The organism is Methylosinus sp. KRF6 (assembly GCF_018887255.1).
Taxonomy (GTDB): Bacteria; Pseudomonadota; Alphaproteobacteria; order Rhizobiales; family Beijerinckiaceae; genus Methylosinus; species Methylosinus sporium.
Genome location: NZ_JAHLJF010000001.1, coordinates 3235791 through 3261758 on the forward strand (window position 1 = coordinate 3235791; position 25968 = coordinate 3261758).

Sequence of the window (25968 nt, forward strand, 5' to 3'; positions counted from 1 at the left end):
GTCAGAACTTCAGCGACGCGCGGACGTAGTAGTAGCCGCCGTTGACGCCGAAGGGCGAGAAGGCCGGAAAGATCGCGGCGCCGAAACTGCGCGTCCAGGGCAGGGTCTGATCGGGCCGCACGCCGAAGAGATTGTTGCCGCCGATCGCCGCGCGCAGGCCCGAGCCGAAATCATAGGCGATCTCGCCGTCGGTGATGAATTTCGGCGTGATGACATTGGTGTAGAAGGGCGCGCCGCCGGTGAGCGGCGAGGCGACGACCGAGCTGACGTTGCCATATTGCGTGAAGTGCAGCGAGAAGGTCCAGGCGTCATAGCTGTAGGACCCGCCGAATATGACCTTGGTTCGTGGCGTGAGATCGGTGATGTTCGATCGCGCCGCGGCGTTGAGCAGCGGCGCGCCGTTGAACGCCGCCGGCGACTGCGCGACGGAGAGGATCGTCGTCTCGAGGAAGCTCGCCGCGGCGTCGAAGCGCAGCGCGCCATAGGGGCCGAGATCGTAAGCATAATCGGCCTTCACATCGACGCCGCGCGTGCGCGTGAAGGCGCCGTTGACGAAGAAGCTGACCGTGCCCGCCGCGCCCGCCTGCAACGTATTGCCGCTCGCGGCGATGGCGGCGAGCGCGGACGGGCCGGTGAGGCTGCCGGTCGCGACGATGCGGTCGCGCAGGTCGATCTGATAGGCGTCGACCGAGACATGCAGATCGCGGAGCGGCTCGGTCACCACGCCGAGGCTGATATTCGTCGATTTTTCCGGCTTGAGCGGCTGCGCGCCGGCGACGCTCGCCGCGGAAGAGTTGGGCGGCAGGACGATATTGGCGATGGTCGGCGAGACGGTCGTCTGCGAGAAGAACTGCTCTGCGAGCGTGGGAGCGCGAAAGCCGGTGCTGACGGTGCCGCGCAGCGCGATCGCGGGAGAAATGTCGTAGCGCGTCGAGAGCTTGCCGTTGATCGTGTCGCCGAAATCGCTGAACGTCTCGTAACGGCCGGCGATGTCGATCTTCCAATCGGGCAGCGGCTTGCTGCTGATGTCCGCATAGCCGGCGAAGGATTCGCGGCTGTGATCGCTCGCGTCGGTCGGCCGGATGCCGACCCAGGCGGCCGGACCAGAGGAGTAATAAGAGAAGAAGTCGCCCTGCCGAACCGCATAGGTCTCGTGGCGATTCTCTGCGCCGATGGAGACATTGACGGGCGCGGGCAGGAAGCTCGGCGCGAACTCCTTGCCGAGATCGAGATTGATGATGCGCAGCGTGCGGAAATATTGGCCGATGTAGAATTGCCGCGGCGTCCAGCCGGCGCCGAAGGCTTTGAGCGTGTCGTTGAACAGCGCGACATTGGCGGATTGGTTCAGGCCGACGTCGATCTTGTCGGAGCCGTAGGTCAGGCTGAGATCCCAGCGCACATCGTCGAAGGCCTTGCCCTTGGCGCCGCCGCTCAGCGACCAGTCCTCCTCGTGGATCGTCTCGGCCGGAACGAAGCCGGAAGGGTCGATGATCTTGTTCGCCGCCGTGCCGTTGAGATTGGGCGCGCGATAGTTCTGGAAGGATTCGCCGCGCCGGCCCGCGCCCGTGCCGAAGAGATAGAGTTGGACGCCATTGTCGAGCTCATATCCGGCGTTGAGGCCGGCCGAGCCGGTGATATAGGCGGGATCGCCGATGATCGCCGTGACATTGGGATCGACCCAAGGGTAGGGCGTGCCGGGACCGACGCGCAGGCCGGTCCCGTCCTGCGTGCGGTCCGGGCCGGTCTGATTGCTGTGCAGATGCGAGGTGAGGTCGGCGCCGAGCGTCAGAAAGCCCTGCTCGCCGAGCGCGAAGCTCTTGTCCGCCTGCAGATTGCGCGTCAGCCCATTGCCATGCGTGTTGGGATTGTAGCTCTGCCCATAGGAGCCGACGAGCGCGGAGAGTCGGCCGCCCTCGGAATCGGCTTTCAATATGACGTTGATCACGCCGGCGATGGCGTCAGACCCATATTGGGCGGCGGCGCCGTCCTCGAGAATCTCGACATGATCGACGAGCGCCACGGGAATGAGGTCGAGATCGGCCCCGGCCGCGCCCTTGGTGAAGCCGCTCGAGGACAGATTGGCGGTGCCATGCCGCCGCTTGCCGTTGACGAGCACGAGCACATGGCTGGCGGTCAGGCCGCGCAGCCGCGGCGAGCGCACCAGATTGTTGATGTCGCCGCCGACGCCATAGATCGAATAGGACGGATCGAGCCGCTGCAGCGCGTCGACGAGATTCGTGCGTCCCGTCGCTTTCAGTCTCTCGCCGCTCACAACAGTGATCGGCGCCGTGCTCTCGCGCGCCTTGACGCCATAGTCGCGCGTGCCGGTCACGATGACGTCCTCGATCGCCGCCTCACGCGGTTTCTGCTCGCCGCCGTCGAGGGCGCGCGCCGCCGGGGACATGATCGCCGCCGCCAGCGCCAGCACGCTCGCGCCGAGGCGTTTCGTCATCCGATGCAACGAAGGAGAGGCGGCGCGAGCGGGGTGGAGGTCGGCGCGAAGGAAAGTCATGGCTATTCTCCTCAGAAAAGAACGAATTGGTGTTGCCGCGAACGCACGAACACTCGCGCCAGCCGATGTCGATCGACCGCCTTCTGGCTGAATTATTCGTAGCCTAATCGCTGTGCTAGAGTTTATGCAAGACAAAATTGCCAATCAATTCAATGTCTATAGCGATATCTGTAGAATTAATTCCATTATTATCGAGGATATTTCGAACGGCTATTTCAAATAGGCGATGCTATTCGTCAATTCCGTCTATCATTCGCCGTAATACGAGAATTTTCATGCGTCCACGGTCGCAGGGCCTGGGAAAGCTGCGTTCATACCGTCGGCGTCGGGAGTTCAGTCCAGACCAGGGACTCGGAACAGAGAAGAAAGTCTCGGCAAGCTCGTCTTCGCGACGAATATTATCATCACGGATCACGAAATCAGGACGAGCTACGCCTCAGGCCGCCGTGTTGTGGCGCTCGGCGATCTCGCGATAGACGGCGAGAATGCGCTCGATATGCCGATCCAACGTCGGTGGATCGCGCCAATAGGCGTCATGGGCGCCCGCTGAAAGACGCGCGACCAGCGCATCATCCTTCATTCGCGTCAGCGCGCCAGCGAGCGAGTCGACATTGGCGCTCGCGAACCAGAGCCCGGTCTCGCCGTCGCTCACTTCCTCGCGTCCGGCGCAGACGTCGGAGACTATGACGGGCGTTCCCATCGCCTTGGCTTCCATTACAGTGAGCGGCTGGCCCTCGTACCACAGCGAGGGAAAGACTAGCGCCCGCGCCGCGCGCATATGCGCGCGCGCCTCGGCGGGCGGCAGCCAGCCGAGGAAGCGCGCCTGCGGATAGCGCGCGCGCAGCTCCTCGCCGATCGGCCCATCGCCGATGAAGACCGGCGTGACCCCGGCGCGCGCCGCCGCTTCGGCGAAGAGAAAGGCGCCCTTCTCCGGCGACAGGCGGCCGACGAAGATGAAATCGCCGGAGGCGGGATCGCTCTTGCGGCCGAGGTCCTGCGCGTCCACCGGATTGGAGACGCGATGCAGCCGCACGCCCTTCGGCAGATAGCGGCCGATGATCTCCTCCTGATAATTCGAGATGCAGATGTAATCGTCGAAGAGCTCGGCGAATTTGGCCGGACCGCGCGCATAGGCGAGGCGCGCGCTCCGCCATATCTTGCGCGGATAATTGACCGCATCGCAGGCCGTCGCCCAGCAGGACGCGGAGAGCGGCTCCAGCCGGCAGAGCTCGTGCTTCTGGTAATTGTAGAAGCCGCCATTGGGGCAGAACAAAAAATACTCGTGCAGCGTGTAGACGCGCGGCAGGCCGGAGGCGCGGATCGGCGCGGCGATGGCCGGCGACAGCGCCTTGGCCCAGCCATGCACATGGACGATCGTATTGTCCTTCGGCAGCCGGGCCAGCAGATCGCCGAGCGCACGGGCCGCGCGCAAATTCCATGTGCCCTGAAAGGCGGCGGCGATGCGCGATGGATTGCCGAGCAGATCATGCTGGCCGAGGCAGACGACCTCTATCCCCGCCGCGGTGAGCCGCTCGTCCACCGGCGCGGCGGAGGCGAAGACGATGGGCCGAGCGCCATGGGCGGCGAGGCCGAGCGCGCTCTCGATCGCCACTTTGGCCTGGCCCCCGGTGACGGAGCCGTGGTCGATGCAGATGACGACATTGGGCGCGAAACCGGCCATGGGGGCTCCGGGAAAAGACCAGGGCCGCGACCTTAAGCGCCGCGCCTTAAGCCGAAGTAAGCGCCCCCGCGCCCGCCGCCCTTATAGACCCGATCGCACGCCGGGGTGAGCCCCTGCGCGCCGCTCGTGTTGACACTGGCGTGCGGCGCTGGCAGACAGCGGCGCGGCGGCGATATTGCCAAAATCGACGCGATATCGACGTTTTTCGCCGATGCGAGCGCAGCTGCTTCGCCGCGCTTTATCCTCGAGGATTCTCATGCGCGCCGCTTTCCGTCTCCATGTCCTGCCCGCTCTCGCCGCATTGGCGCTTGTTGTCGCGCCCGTCCCGACGCTCGCGCAGAGCCCCGCGACGACGACGACCGCCGACGGTCTCAAGATCACCGACACGAAAGTCGGGACCGGCTCCGGCGCGGAGCCGGGGCAGATGCTGAAGATGCATTACACCGGCTGGGTCTCGCAGAACGGCGCCAAGGGCAAAAAGTTCGACAGCTCGCTCGACCGCGGCCAGCCTTTCGAGTTCCGCCTCTCGGCCGGACAGGTGATTCCCGGCTGGGACAAGGGCATTCTCGGCATGAAGGTCGGCGGCAAGCGCACGCTCGTCATTCCGCCGGAGATGGGCTATGGCGCGCGCGGCGCCGGCGGCGTCATTCCGCCCAACGCCACGCTCATCTTCGATGTCGAGCTATTGGAAATCAAAGGTCAGATCTAACCGGCGCGCGCCGTCTTTGCGAGCGGAGCGAAGCAACCCAGAGACGAGGGGCGCTCTGGATTGCTTCGCGGCTCACGCTTCTCGCATAGACCGAGAAGCGAACTCGCATCACATCCGCACCAGATGGTCGAAGGCCGACAGCGCCGCCGTCGCGCCTTCGCCCATGGCGATGACGATCTGCTTATAGGGAACCGTCGTGGCGTCGCCGGCGGCGAACACGCCCGGCGTGGAAGTGTGGCAACGGCGGTCGATCTCGATTTCCTTATATTGCGTGAGCGTCACCGCGCCGTTCAGCCATTCCGTGTTGGGCAGCAGACCGATCTGCACGAACACGCCTTCCAATTCGACAGTGCGCGTCTCCTCGCTCTCGCGGTCGCGATAGACGAGCCCCGTCACCTTGGCGCCATCGCCGAGAATCTCCGTCGTCTGCGCCGAGACGAGAATCGTCACATTGGGCAGCGAGCGCAGCTTCTCCTGCAAGATTCCGTCGGCGCGCAGCTTCGCGTCGAATTCGAGCAAGGTGACATGCGAGGCGAGGCCGGCGAGATCGATCGCCGCCTCGACGCCGGAATTGCCGCCGCCGATCACCGCCACGCGCTTGCCCTTGAACAGCGGCCCGTCGCAATGCGGGCAATAGGCGACGCCTTTCGTCATATATTCGGTCTCGCCCGGCACATTGATGCGCCGCCAGCGCGCGCCCGGCGCCAGAATGATCGTCTTCGATTTGAGCGTCGCGCCATTGGCGAGCTTCAGCTCCGCGAGGCCGCCGGCCTCCGCCGCCGGAACCAGCGTCGAGGCGATCTGGCCGTTCATCACATCGACGGAATATTCCGCGACGTGACGCTCCAGCGCCGCCGCCATATGCGGGCCTTCCGTGTGCGGAACGGAGATGAAATTCTCGATCCCCGCCGTGTCCTGCACCTGGCCGCCGAAACGCTCGGCGACAATGCCGGTGCGCACGCCCTTGCGCGCGGCGTAGATCGCCGCGGCGGCGCCCGCCGGGCCGCCGCCGACCACCAGCACGTCGAAAGGCTCCTTGGCGGAAATGGACGCGGCCTTCTTCTCGCCGGCGCCGGCGTCGAGCTTGTCGAGAATCTGCTCCAGCGTCGCGCGGCCGTGCTGGAAAGGCTCGCCGTTCAAATAGACGGCGGGCACCGCCATAATGCCGCGCTCCTCCACCTCCTTGGGGAAGAGGCCGCCGTCGATCGCCACATGGCGCACGCGCGGATTGAGCGCCGCCATCGTGTCGAGCGCCTGCACCACCTCGGGGCAGTTCTGGCAGGTGAGCGAGAAATAGGTCTCGAAACGATACTCGCCGTCGAGCGCCCTTATGCGCGCGAGGGTTTCCTCGTCCTCCTTCGGCGGATGGCCGCCGACATGCAGCAGCGCCAGCACGAAGGAGTTGAACTCGTGGCCGCCCGGAATTGCGGCGAAGCGCAGGCCGATATCGGCGCCGTCGCGCGCGATCGCGAAAGAGGGACGGCGCGAATCATCGTCGCTGCGCACATAGGAGATATTGTCCGAGACGCTCGCGACCTCCTGCAGCAGTTCGGCGAGCTCTGTGGATTTCTCGCTGTCGTCGAGCGAGGCGCGGAGCGTGATGGGCGTGACGATGCGCGCGAAATAGGCCTGCAACTGGGTTTTCAGAGCGGCGTCCAGCATCTTCGACTCCCGATCTTGGAATGTCGCGCGCTATGCGCGCCATTCGCTGCGACAATAGTCCCTTCGTCCTGAGGAGCTCGCGAAGCGGGCGTCTCGAAGGACGCATCATTTCGCGCGCTGGAGCATCCTTCGAGGCTTTTTGCGTTCCGCAAAAAGCGCCTCAGGATGAGGCGGGGGAATTTTCGATGGCCTGGAAGAGCCCCCGGCCGGCGAACCGGCCGGAGGCGTAATGCGAATCATATCTTGCCGACGAGGTCGAGCGAGGGAGCGAGGGTCTTCTGGCCCTCTTCCCACTTGGCCGGGCAGACCTCGCCCGGATGCGCCGCGACATACTGCGCCGCCTTGATCTTGCGCAGCAGCTCGAGCGCATTGCGGCCGACGCCGCCCGCGTTGATCTCGACGATCTGGATCTTGCCGTCCGGATCGATGACGAAAGTGCCGCGGTCGGCGAGGCCGGCCTCTTCGATCAGCACGTCGAAATTGCGGCTCAGCGTCAGCGTCGGATCGCCGACCAGCGGATATTCGATCTTGCCGATCGCCGGCGAGGTGTCGTGCCAGGCCTTATGCGCGAAATGCGTGTCGGTGGAGACGCCGTAGATCTCGACGCCGACCGCCTTGAAGGCGGCGTAATTGGTCGCGAGGTCCTCGAGCTCGGTCGGGCAGACGAAGGTGAAGTCGGCCGGATAGAAGAAGAACACCGACCACTTGCCCTTGAGCGTGGCTTCGGTGACGTCGACGAATTTGCCGGCGTGGAAGGCGGTCGCCTTGAACGGCTTGATTTCGGAGCCGATGAGAGACATTCGATTTTTCCTCTTCATGGTGAAGGCGCGCCGGAGAAAAATCGTCCGTGGGCCCTCGGGGAAGACGCGCGGAAACTAGAGGGGTTTCATCATCGATAAAAGCGAAAAAAACCGGCTTCACTAATCGAATTTAGCGATTATATTGGACCGATGGCGGTTTTGCCCACACTTCGGCAGCTGCGTTTTCTGGTCGCCGTCATCGACGAGCGGCATTTCGGCCGCGCGGCCGAGGTCTGCCTCGTCGGCCAATCGACTCTCAGCGCCGGAATATTGGAGCTCGAGCAATTGCTCGGCGTCCGCTTGTTCGAGCGCACCAAGCGTAAGGTCTCGCCGACGCCGGTGGGGCGCGAATTGGCCGAGCGCGCCCGCACGCTGCTGCGCGAGGCGCAGGATATCGTCGAGCTGGCGCGCGCCGCCCAGGCGCCCATGTCCGGGCCGCTGCGGCTCGGCGTCATCCCGACCATAGGGCCGTTTCTGTTTCCGCGCGTGTTGCCGCGGCTGCGCTCCGCCTTTCCAGAATTGAAGCTCTATCTGCGCGAGGAGCAGACCGAGCCTCTGCTCGCGCGTCTCGACGCCGGCGAGCTGGACGCGGCCGTGCTGGCGCTGCCCTATCCCTCGCGCGGCATGGAGACGATCGACATAGGCGTCGATCCTTTCGTCGTCGTCTGCCCGCCGGGACACCGGCTGAGCCGCCTGTCGGCGGTCGGCCATGACGATATGGCGGCCGAGGATCTGCTGCTGCTCGAGGAAGGCCATTGCCTGCGCGATCATGCGCTCGCCGCCTGCGCGCTCGAGGGCGCGCGTCGCAATGTCGCCTTTCAGGGCACGAGCCTCTATACGCTCGCGCAAATGGTGGCCAATGGGCTCGGCGTGACGCTGCTGCCGCAAATGGCGCTGGACGCCGGAATATTGCGCGGGCTCGATCTCGTGGTGCGACCGCTCTCGGGCGAGGCGCCCTTCCGCCGTATCGGCCTCGTCTTTCGCGCCTCCTCGGCGCGCAAGGAGACCTTCCGCCGCCTCGCCCGCGCGCTCGAGGGGTTTTTGGAGGAGGCCGCGCAGGAGAAAGGGAAAACCTCCGCAGCGCCCGCGCGCGGCGCGCGGAGGAGCGGCGCGGCGCGCCTGGATTCGTGACGCGCGGCGCCGCTCGCCTCAGCGCGAACGATCGAGAATCGACGCGAAATCCGCGCGATCGACATTGCCGCCGGAGGCGACGACGGCCACTGTCTTTCCCGCGAAGCGCTCGCGCTCGATCAGCGCGCAGGCGAGCGCCGCGGCGCCGCCGGGCTCCAGCACGATGCGGAAATGCTCGGCCGCGACGCGCATCGCCGCTTCGACTTGCGCATCTGTCGCCGTCAGCCCTTGCGCGCCGCAGGCCAGCAGAATCGGCAGCGTGTGGCGGCCGGGCGTCGGCGCCAGCAGCGCGTCGCAGATCGAGCCGGTGAGCGCGGCGTTCACCTGCGCGACGCCGCTCTCCAATGAGCGGCGCATATCGTCGAAGTCCGCCGGCTCCGCTGTGAACATTTGTGGCGCGCGCTCGAAGAGCGGCGAGGTCAGCGCAATGCCGGCGGCGAGCCCGCCGCCGCTGCAGGAGGCGATGACGGCGTCCGGCGCAATATCCTTCGCGCGCGTCTGCGCGAAAATCTCGAGGCCGATGGTTCCTTGTCCTGCGATGGTGCGCGGATCGTCGTAAGGGTGGATGAAGCGCAAGCCCTCCTGCTCGGCGAGGCGGCGCGTCAGCGCGTCGCGATCATTGCTCAGCCGATCATAGAATTCGACGCGCGCGTCCAGCGCCTTGGTGCGCTCGAGCTTTACGCGCGGCGCGTCGCGCGGCATCACGATCGTCGCGGAAACGCCCATGGCCCGCGCGGCGAAGGCGACGGCCTGCGCATGATTGCCGGAAGAAACCGCGATGATTCCGCGGCGCCGTTCCTCTTCCGTCAATTGCAATATTTGATTGAAGGCGCCGCGCAGCTTGAAGGCGCCGATCGGCTGAAGATTCTCCGCCTTCACCAAAAGGCGAAAGCCGATCTCCTCGTCGAGCAGCGGCGCCGCGAGCAGAGGCGTCGCCTCCACATGCGGAGCGATACGCGCTGCTGCGGCTTCCACATCGGCGAGTGTGAGCGGCGCGCTCATGTCATTTCCCCAGCTCATTTCCCAGTGAATTTCGGCTCGCGCTTCTCGAGAAACGCCGTGCGGCCTTCCGCATAATCGGCGCTGTCGAAACAGGCGGCTGTGAGCTTCTCGCAATCTTCCGCCGAGAGCGCATGAGGAAGGCCGGCGGCGCGTCTTATCGCGGCCTTGGCGGCGCGCAGCGTGAGCGGCGCATTGGCGGCGATCCCGCGCGCGATCGTCATGATCGCCGCGTCGAATCCGTCCTTCGGCAGCACGCGCGAGACGAAGCCCGCGGCGCGCGCTTCCTCGGCGTTTATGCGCCGCGCGGTGAAGAAGAGATCCATGGCGTTCTGCGGGCCGACGGCGGCGACGACATAGCTCATCGCTTCTGGCGGATAGCCGACGCCGAGCCGTCCCGCCGGAATGCCGAACACGCAAGCCTCCGCCGCTATGCGCAGATCGCAGGCGGCCGCGAGCCCCATGCCGCCGCCCATGCAAAAGCCGGCGATCGCCGCGATCACCGGCTTGCCCGATCGCGACAACGCGTCGAAGGCTTCGACATTGGCCTGCTCATAGGCGCGTCCCCCTTCCGCCGTCGCGCGGACAGTGGAGAATTCCGAAATATCGGCGCCGGAGCAGAAAGGCAGATTCGGCGCGCCGGTCAGCACGATGACGCGCACGGTCTCGTTCGCGTCGAGCGACGCGAGCAGATCGGGAAGCGCCCGCCACATGGAGAAGTCGAAAGCGTTGCGGCGCTCGGCGTTGTCGATGAGGATGCGCGCGACGCCGTCCTCGACGATGATGCGCAGCTTCGATGTCGAATCATTCATCGGCCTTTGTCGCTCCCTTCGGATTCGTCTTTCGCCCGCGCGCGCCAAGCCAGAAACTCCGCGTGATCGCATGTGTTGCGCGCGGCGTAGAGCATGGCGAAGGACGCCATCGCGTCGTCGAAGGCGCCGCTCTTGCCCATATAGCCGCAGATGATGGCGGGATCGGCGGAGCGCGCATGGGCGCGCGCCAGCACGCGGCCGCAGAGCGCGGCGTAATCGTCGAGCGCGTGCTCCTCGAACAGCTCCGCCACCGAGCCGAGGCGGCGATTCTTCAAATGGCGCACATAGAAGTGGCGGCCCGTCGATTCGTCCTTGGCCCAGCCGAGGAAGAGATCGGTCGAGGCCTGCATCACGCGTTGGCCATGCACGACGCGCTTGCCTTCGGCGTCCTTCCATTGCGCGGCGGCCTCCGGCGCGAGCCGCGCCAACACGGAGGGGCGCGCTTCCTTCAATTGCAGGAACAAAGGCTCGTCGTCGGCGGTGGCGAAGAGGCCGATGGCGCAGAATGTGCCGACGCTGCCGATGCCGACGACCTTGAACGCCGTATCCGCCAGCGCATAGCGGCGCAGCAGCGCGACGACTTCCGGATTGAGCGTCGCGCCGCAGCTCGCGAATGTCGCCGGTATGTCGAAGCGCGTCGCGGCGCCGCCGCCATTGCCGATGTGATAGATGAGCGGCGGCCGCTCCTCTATGCGCAGGCCCATTGGCGTCGATTCGAGATGCGGGAAATTATCATCCTCGCGATCGGGCCGCGTCGCGGCGACGAGACCGCGCAATTTGCGCGCGAGCCGTTCGTCCAGCCCATCCGCGACATGGACGAGATCGATGCGGTCGCGCCACGCCTTCAACGGCGACAGGCGCGAGAGGCCGCGCATATGTTGCCGATAGGCGCGCGCCGCGCGCTCGGCCGCCTGCCGCGCGCGCTTGTCGGAGCGCCCGGCGTCCTGCGCCGCGACGGCGAAGCTCGCGCAGAGGCGCCGCAGATCGACGGTGAAATCGACATTGGGCGAGGTCTCGTCGAAATCGTTTATGTCGAAGAGCACATTGCCCTCCGACGACAAGAGCGCGCCGAAATTCATCAAATGGCAGTCGCCGCAAGATTGCGTCGAAAGGCCCGGCGTCGGCAGAGCGGCGAGGTCTTCCGCCATGATTGAGGCCGCGCCGCGCAGAAAGGCGAAGGAGGATTGCGCCATGCGCTCATAGCGAATGGGCAGCAGCGAGGCGACGCGGCCCTCGTCCGTCGCGGCGAGAATGGCGGTGGGATCGCGCTCCACAGGCGAGAATTCCGCGAGGCTCTCGCGCCGGACGAAGCGCCGCCGCTCCTTGCCGGCGGCGTAGCGCTCGGCGAAAACGAGATGATGCGAAGGCGCGTCTTTATGATCCTGCATCGCAACTCTCCCTGGCGCCGAGCGGCGCGAAATCTCGATGAGCCGCTTCCCCGCCGATCGCTAATCGATCGCCGCCTCTATGACGCGCGCCAGAGCGCCGAGCCTCTGCTCGATCAGCGCGGGCGTCTCGCAGACATAGGACAGCGCATGGCGCCGCTCGTCGAAGATGCGCAAATCCCATTGCAGCGCCTCGCTGGCGTCCTTGATCTTCTGCGCATCCGGCGGATTCTTGTCTTGCTCGGCGCGCATCGCCTGCGTCTCCTCGCGCAGTCTTTCGGCGAGCAGCTTCTGCTTCGCGCCATAGCGATCGAGCCCGGAGAGCACCTCGCGGCGCTCGGCCTCCAGCGTGTCATAGACGCCGGCGAACAGCGTCGTCAGCCGCGCCTTGCGCCCGGCGCCGGCGGCCGCGGCGAAGTCGGAGACGAGCTTTTGCGCCGTCTCGATCGGCGTGCGCCGGGCGCTGACGCGGGCGACGAGATCGGCGAGCGCTAAATCGTCGCGCCATGCCTTCGCGCCCTCGAGCGAGGGGCCGGTCCAGACGCCGGCCACGGCGACGCTCTGCACCTTCACCTGGCGGCAGGGCCAATCGCCCTGCGCCTGCGCCTGGGCGCGCGCAGCAAAGGCGCAGCAGAGAGCGAGAGCCAGAGCGGCGGAGAGGCGAGTCTTCATGGGAGCGATCTGCGGCTGTGAGCGACGGGCCCCGTTTACGCCTTTTCGCCGCGCGTCGCAAAGGCGCGCCGAAGCGCCCGGCGCCTCACGGCGGCGGGGGAGGAGGGGCGGTTCGGGACGCTCCGGCCCCTTTCGGCCGCAGCGCTATAAAATTCTGTCGGTTCCGGAGCGTCCCGAAACGCGGCTTCGCCTTCTCGTCGACGTCCCGAGGCGCATTCAGACCCGCGAATCCTGGGCTTTCGCATTCAAGATCCGATCGCTTCCGAAGGCTTGGGCTCACGGAACGGCTCTCGCTCTTCCCTATGGACGGGAGAGAAACGCCGTTCCGGCGACGCGCCGCCTGTCCATGGACGGGGGTCGCCGTCCCGGATGGAGCCGGCCCCCGCCCGCGTTCCCTGACCCGAGAAACGCGCCCTTGCGTCGGCGGGAGCGAGGGAGAGATAGGAATATTTTCAGGATCTGTCAAGGGGCCGACGGTGGGGGATTCGGGTTTTGATCATTGCGGACCTCCTCGATCTAAGACTTGCGCTGTCGGCGTAACCATATCGATCTCATGCGTTTACGCGCGGATAAATAGAACGCCCAGCCACCCCCGGATAGCGCGCCCGTTGGACGCCAGTCGGGGTCGTTGTTGACGCGCCTGACCCTGTTGAGGAGCTTTTCTTCGATGCGCTGGCGAAGTGGGGAGCTTTCAAAAAACTCGTCGAAGGCCTTGCGGCGCTCAGTCTCTGAAAGTCTCTGAAGTTCGCCCTCTGCCGACAATTGCGGCAAACCCGCTTCGACGCGCAAGCGATTTCTCTCATCTAGCGCTCGTCGTGCTGCGGCTACGTCAATCATTGCGCGCGCCTTTACATTTGCACTAAGTTGGCGTACCTATTCTCGCCGTTTATTTTTAGCATTGGAGGATAAAGTTGTCACGGAGCGCGCACGGGTCGCACATGTGCCAAGGTCGCTTTCGCGTGTATCATCAGGGCGGACTGGACACTTATTGCGGGTTTTACGCTATCCTGAATCTCGTTAATTTCCTGAAGTTCAAGGAAAATAGAAGCACGGATTTTATAGGAGCACCGGGATTTCACGAGAAAAAGCCTTTTGAAAGGTTTAGCCGATTTATCGACGCGGGCGGCTTCCGCGGCTTTTTCCCCGAGCGGCCATTTGGAGACACTGGGCTAGAATCACAAATGATGAAGGACGCCTTATCGCGGGCGCTTTCGCTATTCTACGTCCGTGGCGAGGTCAAAATTGAGGAAGACCTTTCACAAGATCCATATGGAAGGCCGCCTGATGCGTGGGAGAGTTATTTTCGCCCCGGCACAGAAACGCGGTTCGCCAACGCAGAGGACGTCCTAGGGCTAACGGTTGTACAAGAAGACCATGAGGATGATATCGGGCATTGGGTCGTTTTCATTGGTAAAAACCATCTCGAAGACACCGCGCTGACCTGTAAAGACGGCTGGGACGGAATTGTTCTCGATTCCGAGAGAGGGTATGAGTTTTGGAAGGTGGATAAGGGCCGTATCTTGTTATTGACACAGCGCAATGAAAAGGTACAGGAAATAGCGACCGAGTGGATTTATTCCTTTGTTTCATTGTCGTTGAGTTAGCGGGTGTCGCCGTAGGACCGTATCGAGCGGCGAGCGTCGGCTTCTGGGACGGCCAGATTCCAAACCGCAGCGCCGCTGCCGCGCGGGCGCGCGTCATCCCTTATAATTCGCCCCCATGCGGATCATCCCCGTCATCGATCTCAAAGGCGGCCATGTCGTGCGCGCCTTTCGCGGCGAGCGCGCTGCCTATGCGCCGATCGTCACGCCGCTCGCCGCCAGAACGGCCGCAGAGTTTCGTGAATATGTGATCCGACGGCGAAGGAGGCACTGTGACCCCGTCACGGTCATTCGGTGAGGCGATGGTATTCGCTGAAATCGACGCTCGACCTTCTCGCCTGTCTCCGGCAGGCCGCAACCTTTTGAGAATTCGATCGATCAGTGGCGCGGTTTTTTGATCGGCGTTCGGGTGCGGCCAGATCGTCGTCCCCGCGCGCCGACAGCGCCGTTTTCGGACGACCTAACGGAGCATCAGCCTGAGGATATTGTCGGCGATTCGTCCGAAGGGCGCGCGGAGAAGTATGCTCGCGTTCCATCGACCCTGGTCGAAAACGCCTTTGGCATGGCTGAGGGAGCGGAAGCCTTCTATGCCATGATAAGCGCCCATGCCGCTGAGCCCGACGCCGCCGAAGGGAAGGTCGTCCTGCGCGTAGTGCATCAGAGCGCCGTTGATCGTGACGTTGCCGGAGGTGGTGCGCGTCAACGCCTTACGGCGGTCCTCGCCGTCGCCGCCGAAATAGTAGAGCGCCAGCGGTCGCGGCCGAGCATTGACGTATGCGACGGCCTCGTCGATGTCGCGATAGGGCAGCACCGGCAGGATGGGGCCGAATATCTCCTCCTGCATGATCGCCATGTCGTCCGTCGCGCCGAGGACAACCGTCGGCGGCATAGTGTGCGGACGGCCACGCGCCTCGTTCGGCCTCGGTCCGACCTCCGTGATGCGCGCGCCTTTGGCGCGGGCGTCATCGATCAAGCCGGTCAAACGCGCATAGTGTCGGTCGTTGACGATGGAGGTGTAATCATCGCTCGAAGGACCATCCGGATACTGCGCGGCTACCGCCGCGCCATAGGCGGCGACGAAGGCGTCGATGTCGGCTTCGCTCACGAGCGCGTAATCCGGGGCGACGCAGGTTTGGCCCGCATTGGCGAGCTTGCCACAGGCGACGCCCGCCGCCGCGTGATCGAGCGCAGCTCCCTTGCCGATGATGACCGGAGACTTGCCGCCGAGCTCCAACGTCACGGGAACGAGATTCTGGCTGGCGGTCTTCATGACCGCGCGCCCGACGGCGGTGCTGCCGGTAAACACCAAATGGTCGAACGGCAGGCCGGAGAAGGCGGCGCCCACCGCCGCGTCGCCGGTCACCACCGCCGCCTGCTCCTCGGGGAAGATATCCGCGAGCAGCGTCTCGAGCAGATCGCTTGTCGTAGGCGTGAGCTCCGACGGCTTGATCATCGCCCGATTGCCGGCCGCAATCGCCGTGGCCAGCGGCATCAGCGCCAGCGAGAAGGGATAGTTCCATGGCGACACGACGCCGATGACGCCGAGCGGCTGATACTCGATGCGTGCGCTGCCGAGCTGGAAGGACAGCGCGACATGCCGACGCGTCGGCCGCATGAAGCGGCGCAGATTGCGGTGAAGATAGTCGATGCCCATGACCAGCGTCATGATCTCCATCATCGCCGTTTCATGCCGCGAGCGATGGCCGAAATCGGCGTTCAGCGCCGCTTCGATGGCGAGTCGCCGGGCTATAACGGCGGCTCTGAGCTTCTTCAGATCAGCCCGGCGTCGGCCGAGCGGAGGCGGGCCTTCGTTCAGGAAGGCGGCGCGCTGACGGGCGAAGATGTCGCGGAACCGGGCGTCGGTCGGGATTTCGGAAGAAGAGTTCATGGCGCCTCCGTCAATGTTGACAGCGAAAACATCCCGGCATTGACATAGGCCCAAAAGTAGGCAGTGTCTACATATGTTTTCACTGGCAACTTCGAGGAGCCATGCAAGAGACATCCGAGCGCCCGTATCACCACGGGGACCTGAGACGGACGATTATCGAGACGGCGATGGAGATGCTGGACGAGGAGCAGGGCTGGCAATTCACGCTGCGAGAGGTCGCGCGTCGAGCTGGCGTGAGCCATGCCGCTCCCTATAAGCACTTTGCCGACAAGGGCGCCCTGCTCGCTGAAATGGCCATGCTCGGCTTCGACCGTCTCCGTGAAGAACTGACGGCGGCCAGACGCGGCGCTTTCGCCTCGCACCGCGAGGAGTTCTTGACTTTGGCGCACGCTTATGTCGGGTTCGGAACTTCCAGTCCGGCGCTCTACCGGCTGATGTTCGGCGCGGATGCGGGCAAGGCGCCGGACGTCCACTCGGGCGAACGCGCGCTCGCCGCGTTCGGCGTCATGCTCGAAACGCTGGAGCGCGGCCAGAGCGAAGGCGTCTTGCGAAAACGGGCTATTCGAGGCCAAGCGACGACATGCTGGGCGCTGGTGCATGGGCTTACTATGCTTTCCATCGGCGGATTGCTTCGGCCTGAGAAAGTCGGACCGGACGCCATCGAGGCGGCGCTCGCTACATTGCTCGAAGGTCTGGAGGAGTAACGGCCGCGCCACCTTTCTCGCTCACGGGAACACCCCGGTCGCCACGCATGAAGACCTCGATGTGCGATACGGAATTCACGCGAATGACGGCTCATGGCGCATCATGGAAATTCAAACCGCGACCCCGCCGGCGCTCGGGCGCCGGTCATCCCCTATAATCCGCCCCATGCGGATCATCCCCGTCATCGACCTGAAAGCCGGCCATGTCGTGCGCGCCTTTCGCGGCGAGCGCGCCGCCTATGCGCCGATCGTCACGCCGCTCGCCGCCGGCAGCGCGCCGGAGGCGATCGTCGCGGGATTTCTGCGGCTCTTTGCTTTCGATACGATCTATATCGCCGATCTCGACGCCATAGAGCGATGCGGCGATCATGGCGCGGCGATCGAGGCGCTGGCGCGGCGCTTTCCGCAAATCTGTTTCTGGGTCGATAATGGCGCCGGAAGCGCGCCCGAAGGCGCGCGGTCCGATGCGGCGCCTGGACCGCGAGCCTTCGGGCTCGCCAATCTTGCGCCCGTCATCGGCAGCGAAAGTCTCGCGCAGACTGTCGCGCCCGATCTCTCGCGCGAGACGGGGGCGATTCTCTCGCTCGATTTTCGCGGCGATGAATTTCTCGGCCCGCGCGCGCTTCTGGACGATCCGCAACTCTGGCCGCCGCGACTCATCGCCATGACTCTGGCGCGCGTCGGCGCCTTCGCCGGGCCGGATCTCGCGCTTTTGTCGTCGCTGGCGCGGCGCGCGCAGGGCAGGGAAATCTACGCCGCCGGCGGGCTGCGCGACGCCCGCGATCTCGAGGCGCTGGCGCGCATCGGCGTCGCCGGCGTTCTCGTCGCCTCGGCGCTGCACGACGGGCGGCTGTCGGCGCAGGAGCTGCGTCGCGCCATGTGATGGGTTTTCGTCTGATCGCTCGGCGCGGAATTGCCGCTTCCTTCTCCCGCTCGCGGCTATCGAATGCACACGCTCCGCGCCCCACGGCGTCCTGGCCGGGCTCGTCCCGGTCAAGACGGCTGCAGAGTTTCGCGATATTCGAATCCGACGGAAACCGTATGAATGCGCCGTGCGGAAATGAGCGTCGCCAAAACAGAAAGAGGAGCCGCGGGCGGCGGCTCCTCTTTGATCGATCGAAATATGTCCGCGCCTCACTCGGCGGCGGCGAAGGGGTGCTTGGCGGTCACGCGCTCGGAGAGGACGCGGGAGGCGCTCGGATCGCCCTTCATCGCGCGGGCGATGGCTTCCTTCGTGGCCTGATAGTTGAAGTCCTGGATCTTCTGATCGTCATTGGCTTCCCAATGAATGAACACGCCGACCGAGATGAAGAGGTCCTCGGCCTGCTCGATCGGGATGATCCCCTCGGCGACACTGTCGGCGACGGCCTTGGCGACGCCATATTGCGCCGGGCCGAACATCTGAACCGCCTGCTTGGCGTTTTTGATCGTCACCTTGTTGAAGAGAATGGTGTAGGGCTTGACCAGAAGGTTCGGCGCGACGACGGCGAGAAGCGTCGTGAAACCGTCCTTGTTGTTGACCAGCGCATTGGCGAAAGCCGTCTCGGCGGAGCTGCCGCGCGGGCCCATCAGCAGGTCGATGTGGGCGACCTCATTGCCCTCGCCGACGAGCGATTCGCCGACCAGCAGCTTCGGAGTCGAGGAGGAGGCGCCGGCCTTCGGAAAGAGAGCGCCGAGAATTTTGTCCAGTATCGAAGCCATATTCGATTTCCTTTCGGTCTGTTCGTCACGCCTTGGCGGCGTTGTTCTCGGCCTGCGCGAGGCCCCCCAATCTCGCTGCAACTTCCGTCAGGAAGCCGACTGGTGACGCGCCGACCGCGGATCGATTCGCTTCAATTCGAGTCGACGAAGAGGAGCCGCGAACGGCTCCTCGAAAATCCGGCGACGGAGCGCCGCATCGCAGCGAGACAGCGGCGCGCGGGATGCGCGCCGTCGCTCGCCGGCCGACCGAGCAAAAGCTCAGTTGGCGCCGAAAGGATGCTTGACGTCGTTGCGCTTGGCGACGACTTCGGCGGCCTTCGGCTCGCCCTTGACGGCGCGCGCGATGGCTTCCTTGGTGGCCTGATAGTTGTACTCCTGGATCTTCTTGTCGTCGTTCGCTTCCCAATGGATGAACACGCCGACCGAGATGAACAGGTCGTCGGCCTCGGCGACCGGGATCACGCCTTCGGCGACCGAATCGGCGACGGCCTTGGCGACGCCGGCCTGGGCCGGTCCGAACATCTGAACGGCCTGCTTGGCGTTTTTGATGGTGACCTTGTTGAAGAGGATCGTGTTCGGCTTGGCCAGCAGGTTCGGCGCAACGACGGCGAGCAGCGTGGTGAAGCCGTCCTTGTTGTTGACCAGCGCATTGGCGAAGGCGGTCTCGGCGGCGCTGCCGCGCGGTCCGATCAGCAGGTCGATGTGAGCGACTTCATTGCCTTCGCCGACGAGCGACTCGCCGACCAGGAGCTTGTTGATCACGGCCATGTTTCTTCCTTTCGATAAACTCGACTTGTCGCCCGCGCGGCTGCCGGCGCGGGCGCCTCCCCCATCTCTCCGGCGTCAGGCCGAAATGCGGCCGAGCCGGACGAGCCGGTCGCGAGACCATCTCGCGCGGCGCGAACTCAACCATTTTTGTGAACGTTCGGCAAGATGGCGAGCAGATAATCGACAAAAAGCGCGGCGACCGTCAGGTCCGCGCAGGCGCCCGGATTATAGCCGCTTTTTTTGAGAGAACGATCCAGTTCCAGCGCGATGCGGAACATGGAGTCTCTGTCGTCGACGGCGTCGATAAGAGAAGCCGCTTCTTGAAAGCGCGTCAAGGTCTCGCGCGCGACTTTTTCGCCGAATTTCCGCTGGATATGCGTATCGGGGAAATGTCGCGCGTAAGTCATGAAGAGAAGCAGGGTCGTGGTCTCTCTGTCATGGCCTCTCTCTCGCGCGCGCCGGATCGCCTCGCGGCCCATGCCGAAAATCTCGGAAAAGCCGTTGGCGTATTGCCTTGCGACGAGATCGCGATCGGCGGCGAGCGCCATGGCTTCGCGCAGGGAGATGCGCGCCGGGGCGGCGACATCGTGCTGCGGCGCGGCGCCGAGCCCGGCGGGGGAGGCGCGCACAATGGCGCGAAAGGCGAGATCGGCGTCGGAAAAATCGAGCGCTTCCAGCGTCCGCGCGAGTTTTTCGTCGAGAGAGCCTTCGCCCGCTCGTGAGGCGGCGTGAGCGAGCGGCGCGCATAAGAGAATAATGCCGAGATTGGTGTTGCAGCCGACGCGCGTCCAGGTCGCTTCCACGGCCTCCGATATGCGGGCGCCGACGCGCGCGCCTGGCGCGGAAATATGCGGCGCGGCGGCCTTCGCGCTGGCGATGAAATCCGCGGCCTCCATTCCATGGCCCGGCGCATAGATATGGACATTGCCGGGCTTGGGCGCGGCGAGTTCGTCCGCGCAGGCGGCGATGAAGGCGCTCGCGATTTGTTCCGCGTCAGCCATTGGCGCGGCGCGCGGCGGCGCCGATCGCCGCCATTATGTCGCCGGCGATGCGCTCGGCGATCTGGAAAGGGGTCACGCTCTGCAACCCGCTCCAGCCCGGCATACTATTGACCTCCAGCACCATGGGCAGGCCGTCCGCGCCGGCGATGATGTCGACGCCGGCGAAATCCGCGCCCAGCGCGGCGGCGGCGCGCAGCGCCAATTCGCGCTCGCGCGCGCTCGGCTCGCAGGGAGTCGGCTTTGCGCCCTGGCGGATATTGGTGATCCAGCGCCGCGAGCGCCGCCGCATCGCGCCGATGATCTCGCCATGGGAGACGAGAATGCGCATATCTTCGTACCAGACGTCCCGCGGCGGGACGAAGCGCTGCAGATAGAAGACGCCGCGCGCTTCCTCCGTCGTCGGCAGATCCTCCTCGCGGCGGATGAGCTTGAGGCCCCAGCCTTGCGCGCCGAACAGCGGCTTCAGCACCAGCGGCGCGCGCCCGCATTCGCTGCGGATGATGCGCAGCGCCTCGGCGCGCGAGCCGGTCACGAAAGTCGCGGGCGTCGGAATGCGCGCGGCGGCGAGCAGAAAGCTCGCCGCGGATTTGTCGGTGCAGCGCTCGATCGCGCGCGCGCTATTGACCAGCGGAACGCCGAGCGCGCCGAGCGCGTGCAGCACGCCGAGCCGCAGCGTGACCGTCTCCAGCGAGCCGTCGCCGATGGCGCGCACGACGGCGGCGTCCGGCAGGCCGCCGTGAAAGCCAGGAATGGCGATGTGCTGCGGCCGCGTCGTGTCGATCTTGCAGGCGGAAAGCCGCACGGGAACGGCCCGCGCGCCATGGCGCGCGAAGCCCTTGATGAGGCGCTCGACATGCCAGTCGAGCTCGTCGGTGAAGATCGCGATGCGCGGCGCCCCCTCACGGGGGCGCGCGGGCTCAGCCGAAAGAGGCTTCGAGCAGTTTTTCGTCGATGGCTCCGCCACGGAAAGTCTCGCCTGTCTCCACTGCCGTCACGATCGCCTCGGCGGGCGAGAACAGGCTGGGGTCGATCTTGTAGAAGTCGCCCTTATACGCTTTGAAAATTTCCGCGAAAGGCCGTCCGTAGTCGCGCGAGGTCGAGCTCGGCAGTTTCTCGGCCAGCTCCTTGGCCGCCGCCGCCGATCCGCGCACGAAGAGATGAGCGCGGCCGGAATAGATGATCGCGTCGTTTGTGCGGCCCATGGCCGTGACGAAATCCGGGTGAGGCGGCGAGAGCGGCGCGGCAGCGATGCCGTCCACAATATGCTCGAGCGGGAATTTCAGCTCATGCGCCTTGTGCAGCGCCACCTCGAGCACGCGGCCGACGACCTGCACGCTGCCGGCGAGGCTCTGCGTCGGCGCATAGACGAAGGCGAGCTTGTCGGGAGAGACGCCGCAATCATTGGCGACCTTGGCCACGACGGCCTCCGGCGGCGGCGCGCCGGCCTCGAGCACGATGGTCGAACGATCGGCGGAGTCCTTATAGGGGAGCTCCTGGAACAGCGCCTCCTTGCGCGCCAGCGAGCGGCCGGGGCCGGAGCCGAGCGCGAAGAATTTTTCGTGGCTGAGGCTCCAGCCGGCATATTGGCTGGCGAGGCAGGCGACGACCGGGTCATTGCTGGAGACGGTGAGCCAGAAGGGCCAATTCTTCTGGCCGGGCGCCGGCGAGAGCGTGACCTTGCCGAGGCCGCCGAGGCAGATCTCGGTGAGCAGAAGGCCGGCGTCTATGCCGCCCGCCACCTTGGCGCCGGCGTCGATCAGCAGCTCTCCGAGGCTTCCGCGCGAAACGGCGAGGCGATAGCGCTCCGCGCCCGCGACGAGCCTGTCGACGATCTCGCCCGCCAGCGCATTGACGCTCGCCGTGGCGCGCCCGCTCGTATCCAATGTCCCTGTCACGTCTTTTGTCCTCGATTGGGGACCGGCTCCCCGCGCCGGCCGAAATTGCGGCGCGACTTTACTAAGCTTTCGTCCCCGGCGAAAGCCGCGCCGGGCGAAAGGCCTGTCACTTCCCCGTCAAGAGACTCTCACGAGAGCATTACACGCGCCTGCTAGGAGAGGAGCCGTGATGCGGCGTCGAGGGCTCACCCTTCTCGAGGAGCAGCGCAAATGGCCGACAATATCGCGGAAAAGTCCGGCGAGGCCGGCAAGAAGGACAATTACACGGGCAAGCTGATCGTCGGCGGCATAGCGGCGGTCATCGGCGGCGTGGTGGGCTACGGCCTGCTGGGCGGCCCGGCCATTCTCGCCAGCGCAGTGGTTTTCGGTCTCATCGGAGCGGCGCTGGGCTCCGTGTTCGATTGATCGCGTCGGTTGCGTGTGGCGTCGCGAGTCGCCGCTTTTCCGGCGGTCGTGCGGAATTCTAGGACGTAGTCATTTCCCCTTCAGGTCGCGGCCCCACGTTCGCCCGTGGGGCCGTTTTTTTTGCTCAGGCGGCCGCCAAAGCGGCGATGTCGCGGCGGGCGGAAGCGAGCGCCTCCTCCTTCTGCGCCGGGCCGAGGCCGACGCCCTCGGCGCGGATGAAGGCGAAATCGGTGACGCCCAGATTGCCGAAGGTGGTGCGCAAATAGGCCTCCTGATGGTCCTGCGCCGAAAGCGCCTCATTCCCCGCATAGAGGCTGCCGCGCGTCGAGACGACGATGAGCCGCTTGCCGGTCACGAGGCCCTGAAGCCCGGCGGCCGTATAGGCGAAGGTCTTGCCGGGCACGACGAGATGGTCGATCCAGCCGCGAAGCTGCGTGGGAATGGAGAAATTATACATTGGCGCGCCGATCACGACGATATCGGCCGCGAGAAACTCCTCGAGAATGTCGCGGGCGGTGGACAGCTCGGCCCGCAGCGCGGCGTCCTCCGGCTCCGTCCCGGCCCCGCGAGCGAAAAAGAGAGCGCTGGAGAGCATGGGCGGCGCCGCGGCGGCGACGTCACGATAGGCGACCTCGAGGCCGGGGATGTCGCCGCGCAGCTTCTCCACCAGCTCGGCGGTGAGGCGGCGGCTGAGCGATTTTTCTCCCATAATGCTCGAATCGATGTGCAACAGGCGGGTCATGCGGCTCGCTCCTAGTATAAAGAGGTAACTTAGGCTAGGCTGCTCCCTGTCGCGACGGCGCGCAAGGAGGCACATTTTTGGAACGCGGTCACATTCATGTTCCTGCCCAATGCGGGCGTATTGCGGCCATTCTATCGCGCATCGGCGACAAATGGACCGTGCTGGTCGTCGAATCGCTCGGGAACGGGCCTTTGCGGTTCAACGAGCTGCGGCGGCGCATCGGCGGCATTTCGCAACGTATGCTGACGCTGACGCTGCGTGCGGCCGAGCGCGACGGCTTCGTGACGCGCACCGTCTTTCCGACCATCCCGCCCCGCGTCGATTATGAGCTGACGCCGCTCGGCCGCTCTCTGCGTGAGCCGCTGCATCGGCTGGGTGACTGGGCGCTCGAGAATGTCGAAACCATCGAGGAATCGCGGCGCCGTTTCGACGGCGAGGCGGAAAAGCAGGCCGCTGCGCCGCGGCCGCAGCGCGCCGTCGGCGCGTGAGCGCGCCAGCGCGGCCTTCTCCTTTGCGCTTTTGAAAAAATCATGCGCAATGCCGCGTGATCGAGATTCGTCGGAGTGAGCCGAGAGTGACCGAGCGTCCGCAGACCACTGTTTCCTATGGCGCCGCTGCGCTCGTCTTTCTGGCGGCGGCGGTAGCTCTCGCTTTTCCGTGGCTGTCCGGCCGCGTCACCGTCCCCTGGGACGCCAAGGCGCATTTCCAGCCGCAATTCGCCTTTCTCGCCCATGCGCTGCATTCTGGCCAATCGCCCTTCTGGACGCCCAATGTCTTCGCCGGCTCGCCGCAGCTCGCCGATCCGCAATCGCTGATCTTCTCACCCTTCTTCCTCATCGCGGCCTGGCTCGTTCCGGAGCCCTCTTTCGCGCTCGAGGATGCAATCGTCTTCGCGATGCTGGCGATGGGCGGGCTCGCCTTCATCGGCTATTTCCGCGACCGCAAATTCTCGGCGGAAGGCGCGCTGCTCTGCGCGCTGGCTTTCGCCTTCGGCGGCTCGGCCGCTTGGCGCATTCAGCACACGGGGCAGGTGATGAGCCTCGCCTGGTTCCCCGTGACTTTGTTCCTGCTCGCGCGCGCGCTCGATCGCCGCTCGGCGCAATGGGGCGCCTATGCCGGCGTGGCGGCGGCCTTTCTCGTGCTCGGCCGCGATCAGGTCGCCTTTCTCGAAGTGCTCGTCCTCTCGGCCTACGCCGTCTTTCGCGTCTTCTCGGACGACGCGAAGATTTCCACCGCCATCGCGCCGCTCGTCGCCGGCGCGGCCTGCGGCGTCGCCATCATCATCGTTCCGCTCTCGCTGACGATGGAGCTGGCGTCACAATCCAATCGGCCGGCCATCGATCTCGCGGGCGCCTTGCGCGGCTCGCTGCATCCCGCGGCGCTGCTCACTTTCGTCTCGGCCAATCTCTTCGGCACGGATGGTCCGCTCGCGAATTTCTGGGGTCCGCCGGCGCTCGTCTTCGGCTCGCCGGATCTCTTCCTCGCGCGCAATATGTGCGACGTCTATATGGGCGCGCTGCCTCTGGTCTCGCTCATCGCTCTGACGCGCCACGGCCTGCCGTCCAATCGCGAGATAAGCTTTTTCACCGCCGCAGCGCTGGCGCTGCTGCTCTATGCGCTCGGCCGCTTCACGCCGGCCTTTGCGCTGATGTTCCATATTCCGGGAGTCGATCTCTTCCGCCGCCCGGCGGACGCGACCTTTCCGCTCTGCGCCGTGCTCGCCCTTCTCGCCGGCTTCGGCCTCAACGTCGTCGCCAATGCGCCGAGCAGACCGCCGCTGCGCTTCCTCACGGCGGCGCTGGCCGCGCTATTTGCGCTCGCCATTGCGCTCGCCTGGAGCAAGGATCATCTTTCCGCGGCGCTGCTGCCGCTCGCCGAGAGCGCCGGCTTCGCCGCGCTGGCCTTTCTCGTCATCGCCTTCGCGCCGCAGCTCGCCGCGCGCCGCTATGCGCTGCTCGCCGCCGTCGGCGCGACGATGACGCTCGATCTCGCCGTCAACAACGGCCCCAATGAATCGACCGCGCTGCCGCCGCAGAATTTCGACGTGCTGCGCGCCGACACGCAAAACGACACGATCGCTCTGCTGCGGGCGCGTCTCGCGGCGACGGCGGCGCCGGATCGGCGCGACCGCGCCGAGCTCGCGGGCATAGATTTCCACTGGCCCAACGCCTCGCTGGTGCATGGCTTCGATCAGGAATTCGGCTACAACCCGGTGCGGCTGCGCCTGCTCGAGGAGGCGACCGGCGTCGGCGATCATCTCGCGCTTCCCGATCAGCGCGTCTTCTCCAAGCTCTATCCCTCCTATCGCTCGACGCTCGCCGATCTCATCGGGCTGCGCTTCATCGCGACCGGCGTTCCGATCGAGGAGATCGACAAGAATTTGCAGCCGGGCGATCTCGAATTCATCGCGCGCACCAAGGACGCCTATGTCTATGAGAACAAGCGCGCGTTGCCGCGCGTGCTGCTCGCGACCTGCGCCACGCGCGTCGATTTCGCGCAGATGATCGAGGATGGCGTGTGGCCCGATCTCGACTATCGCGCCAGCGTGCTTCTCGAGGAGCCGCCCGTCTGCCGGCATTCGCGCCCCGAGCCGGGGGAGGCGAGCGGCGCGCGCATCCGCTCTTACGGCAATACGGAGGTAATCATCGACGCCGATGTTCCGCAGGGCGGCGGCTATGTGGTGCTGAACGATATTTTTCATCCGTCCTGGACGGCGCAGATCGACGGCGAGCCGGCGGACATCATGCGCGCCAATGTGATGTTCCGCGCCGTCGCCGCGCCGCAGGGCAGGCATGAGGTGCGGTTCGTCTATCGGCCGTTTCTCAGCCTGTGGCGGCGGCTGACGGGGCGATCCGGGGGCTAGCCGGCGTCTAGCCGTTGCGGCCCCGCTTGACGCATCG

The 25968-nt window shown here is 65.4% G+C and carries 24 protein-coding genes and 1 pseudogene; 9 read left to right on the top strand and 16 right to left on the bottom strand.

Annotation, left to right across the window (positions count from 1 at the left end):
* Position 1: 1 nt before the first annotated feature.
* Together KP010_RS15275 and KP010_RS15280 are read right to left on the bottom strand one after the other, a co-directional pair.
* The gene (locus KP010_RS15275; RefSeq protein ID WP_216281044.1) at positions 2 to 2512 is read right to left on the bottom strand and encodes a TonB-dependent siderophore receptor; all 2511 of its coding nucleotides are present in this window, start codon (positions 2510 to 2512) and stop codon (positions 2 to 4) included.
* Between the two features lie 436 nt (positions 2513 to 2948).
* A complete protein-coding gene (locus KP010_RS15280) occupies positions 2949 to 4193 on the bottom strand; it encodes a glycosyltransferase family 4 protein (protein WP_216281045.1) in 1245 nt (414 codons plus the stop codon).
* Between the two features lie 256 nt (positions 4194 to 4449).
* Here KP010_RS15280 and KP010_RS15285 point away from each other — a divergent pair, with 256 nt between their 5' ends.
* Positions 4450 to 4902, top strand: a complete 453-nt coding sequence (locus KP010_RS15285; protein WP_142864596.1) for an FKBP-type peptidyl-prolyl cis-trans isomerase — start codon at positions 4450 to 4452, stop codon at positions 4900 to 4902.
* Positions 4903 to 5010: 108 nt separating this feature from the next.
* On the opposite strand, the gene ahpF is transcribed toward KP010_RS15285, so the two are convergent.
* Together ahpF and ahpC are read right to left on the bottom strand one after the other, a co-directional pair.
* Entirely contained in the window at positions 5011 to 6564 is a 1554-nt protein-coding gene (gene ahpF / locus KP010_RS15290; protein WP_142864595.1) for an alkyl hydroperoxide reductase subunit F, read from the bottom strand.
* 236 nt (positions 6565 to 6800) lie between these two features.
* Positions 6801 to 7364 carry an alkyl hydroperoxide reductase subunit C gene (gene ahpC, locus KP010_RS15295; RefSeq protein WP_024881072.1) on the bottom strand — a complete coding sequence of 188 codons (564 nt, stop codon included), beginning with the start codon at positions 7362 to 7364 and terminating at the stop codon, positions 6801 to 6803.
* A gap of 150 nt (positions 7365 to 7514) precedes the next feature.
* Here ahpC and KP010_RS15300 point away from each other — a divergent pair, with 150 nt between their 5' ends.
* Positions 7515 to 8495, top strand: coding sequence for a hydrogen peroxide-inducible genes activator (locus KP010_RS15300; protein ID WP_142864594.1), 981 nt, complete (start codon positions 7515 to 7517; stop codon positions 8493 to 8495).
* 18 nt (positions 8496 to 8513) lie between these two features.
* Here KP010_RS15300 and KP010_RS15305 read toward each other — a convergent pair whose 3' ends face one another.
* The 5 genes from KP010_RS15305 to KP010_RS15325 all read right to left on the bottom strand — a co-directional run bounded on the left by KP010_RS15305 (position 8514) and on the right by KP010_RS15325 (position 13200).
* Positions 8514 to 9497, bottom strand: coding sequence for a threonine/serine dehydratase (locus tag KP010_RS15305; protein WP_142864593.1), 984 nt, complete (start codon positions 9495 to 9497; stop codon positions 8514 to 8516).
* A gap of 14 nt (positions 9498 to 9511) precedes the next feature.
* Positions 9512 to 10306: an enoyl-CoA hydratase gene (locus KP010_RS15310; protein ID WP_142864592.1), complete on the bottom strand. Its 795-nt coding sequence runs from the start codon at positions 10304 to 10306 to the stop codon at positions 9512 to 9514.
* A complete protein-coding gene (locus KP010_RS15315; RefSeq protein WP_216281046.1) occupies positions 10303 to 11694 on the bottom strand; it encodes a DUF2252 domain-containing protein in 1392 nt (463 codons plus the stop codon). Before KP010_RS15315 ends, KP010_RS15310 begins: the two co-directional genes overlap by 4 nt.
* A 60-nt stretch (positions 11695 to 11754) precedes the next feature.
* A complete protein-coding gene (locus KP010_RS15320; RefSeq protein WP_216281047.1) occupies positions 11755 to 12363 on the bottom strand; it encodes a hypothetical protein in 609 nt (202 codons plus the stop codon).
* Between the two features lie 516 nt (positions 12364 to 12879).
* Positions 12880 to 13200, bottom strand: a complete 321-nt coding sequence (locus tag KP010_RS15325) for a hypothetical protein (RefSeq protein ID WP_216281048.1) — start codon at positions 13198 to 13200, stop codon at positions 12880 to 12882.
* A gap of 122 nt (positions 13201 to 13322) precedes the next feature.
* Between KP010_RS15325 and KP010_RS15330 the strand changes: the two genes are divergently transcribed.
* On the top strand, positions 13323 to 13967 hold the full coding sequence (locus KP010_RS15330; protein WP_216281050.1) for a hypothetical protein: 645 nt from the start codon (positions 13323 to 13325) through the stop codon (positions 13965 to 13967).
* 115 nt (positions 13968 to 14082) lie between these two features.
* Positions 14083 to 14181 (top strand): annotated as a pseudogene (locus KP010_RS15335) (histidine biosynthesis protein); the annotation flags it as partial.
* A 243-nt stretch (positions 14182 to 14424) separates the two neighbouring features.
* Here KP010_RS15335 and KP010_RS15340 read toward each other — a convergent pair.
* A complete protein-coding gene (locus tag KP010_RS15340; protein WP_216281052.1) occupies positions 14425 to 15852 on the bottom strand; it encodes a coniferyl aldehyde dehydrogenase in 1428 nt (475 codons plus the stop codon).
* A 101-nt stretch (positions 15853 to 15953) separates the two neighbouring features.
* Here KP010_RS15340 and KP010_RS15345 point away from each other — a divergent pair, with 101 nt between their 5' ends.
* Together KP010_RS15345 and KP010_RS15350 are read left to right on the top strand one after the other, a co-directional pair.
* Positions 15954 to 16556, top strand: a complete 603-nt coding sequence (locus tag KP010_RS15345) for a TetR/AcrR family transcriptional regulator (RefSeq protein ID WP_216281053.1) — start codon at positions 15954 to 15956, stop codon at positions 16554 to 16556.
* Between the two features lie 166 nt (positions 16557 to 16722).
* Complete coding sequence (locus KP010_RS15350; protein ID WP_142864587.1) at positions 16723 to 17439, top strand: HisA/HisF-related TIM barrel protein; 717 nt, start codon at positions 16723 to 16725, stop codon at positions 17437 to 17439.
* A 251-nt stretch (positions 17440 to 17690) separates the two neighbouring features.
* Here the strand turns inward: KP010_RS15350 and fae (KP010_RS15355) are convergent, their stop codons facing one another.
* From fae (KP010_RS15355) to mch, 5 genes are all read right to left on the bottom strand, one after another.
* A complete protein-coding gene (gene fae / locus KP010_RS15355) occupies positions 17691 to 18257 on the bottom strand; it encodes a formaldehyde-activating enzyme (RefSeq protein WP_142864586.1) in 567 nt (188 codons plus the stop codon).
* A gap of 258 nt (positions 18258 to 18515) precedes the next feature.
* Complete coding sequence (gene fae, locus KP010_RS15360) at positions 18516 to 19025, bottom strand: formaldehyde-activating enzyme (RefSeq protein ID WP_216280700.1); 510 nt, start codon at positions 19023 to 19025, stop codon at positions 18516 to 18518.
* A gap of 137 nt (positions 19026 to 19162) precedes the next feature.
* Positions 19163 to 20026, bottom strand: coding sequence for a triphosphoribosyl-dephospho-CoA synthase (locus KP010_RS15365; protein ID WP_142864585.1), 864 nt, complete (start codon positions 20024 to 20026; stop codon positions 19163 to 19165).
* Complete coding sequence (locus KP010_RS15370; RefSeq protein ID WP_142864584.1) at positions 20019 to 20990, bottom strand: RimK family alpha-L-glutamate ligase; 972 nt, start codon at positions 20988 to 20990, stop codon at positions 20019 to 20021. The genes KP010_RS15365 and KP010_RS15370 overlap by 8 nt, the downstream gene beginning before the upstream one ends.
* Entirely contained in the window at positions 20944 to 21921 is a 978-nt protein-coding gene (gene mch / locus KP010_RS15375; protein ID WP_036291185.1) for a methenyltetrahydromethanopterin cyclohydrolase, read from the bottom strand. Before mch ends, KP010_RS15370 begins: the two co-directional genes overlap by 47 nt.
* A gap of 210 nt (positions 21922 to 22131) precedes the next feature.
* Here mch and KP010_RS15380 point away from each other — a divergent pair, with 210 nt between their 5' ends.
* Positions 22132 to 22326, top strand: a complete 195-nt coding sequence (locus tag KP010_RS15380) for a hypothetical protein (RefSeq protein ID WP_108917868.1) — start codon at positions 22132 to 22134, stop codon at positions 22324 to 22326.
* A gap of 124 nt (positions 22327 to 22450) precedes the next feature.
* Here the strand turns inward: KP010_RS15380 and KP010_RS15385 are convergent, their stop codons facing one another.
* Positions 22451 to 23068, bottom strand: coding sequence for an FMN-dependent NADH-azoreductase (locus KP010_RS15385; protein WP_108917867.1), 618 nt, complete (start codon positions 23066 to 23068; stop codon positions 22451 to 22453).
* Between the two features lie 77 nt (positions 23069 to 23145).
* On the opposite strand from KP010_RS15385, the gene KP010_RS15390 reads away from it, so the two are divergent.
* Together KP010_RS15390 and KP010_RS15395 are read left to right on the top strand one after the other, a co-directional pair.
* On the top strand, positions 23146 to 23556 hold the full coding sequence (locus tag KP010_RS15390; RefSeq protein WP_108917866.1) for a helix-turn-helix domain-containing protein: 411 nt from the start codon (positions 23146 to 23148) through the stop codon (positions 23554 to 23556).
* 86 nt (positions 23557 to 23642) lie between these two features.
* Positions 23643 to 25931: a YfhO family protein gene (locus tag KP010_RS15395; protein ID WP_142864583.1), complete on the top strand. Its 2289-nt coding sequence runs from the start codon at positions 23643 to 23645 to the stop codon at positions 25929 to 25931.
* Positions 25932 to 25968: the final 37 nt, after the last annotated feature.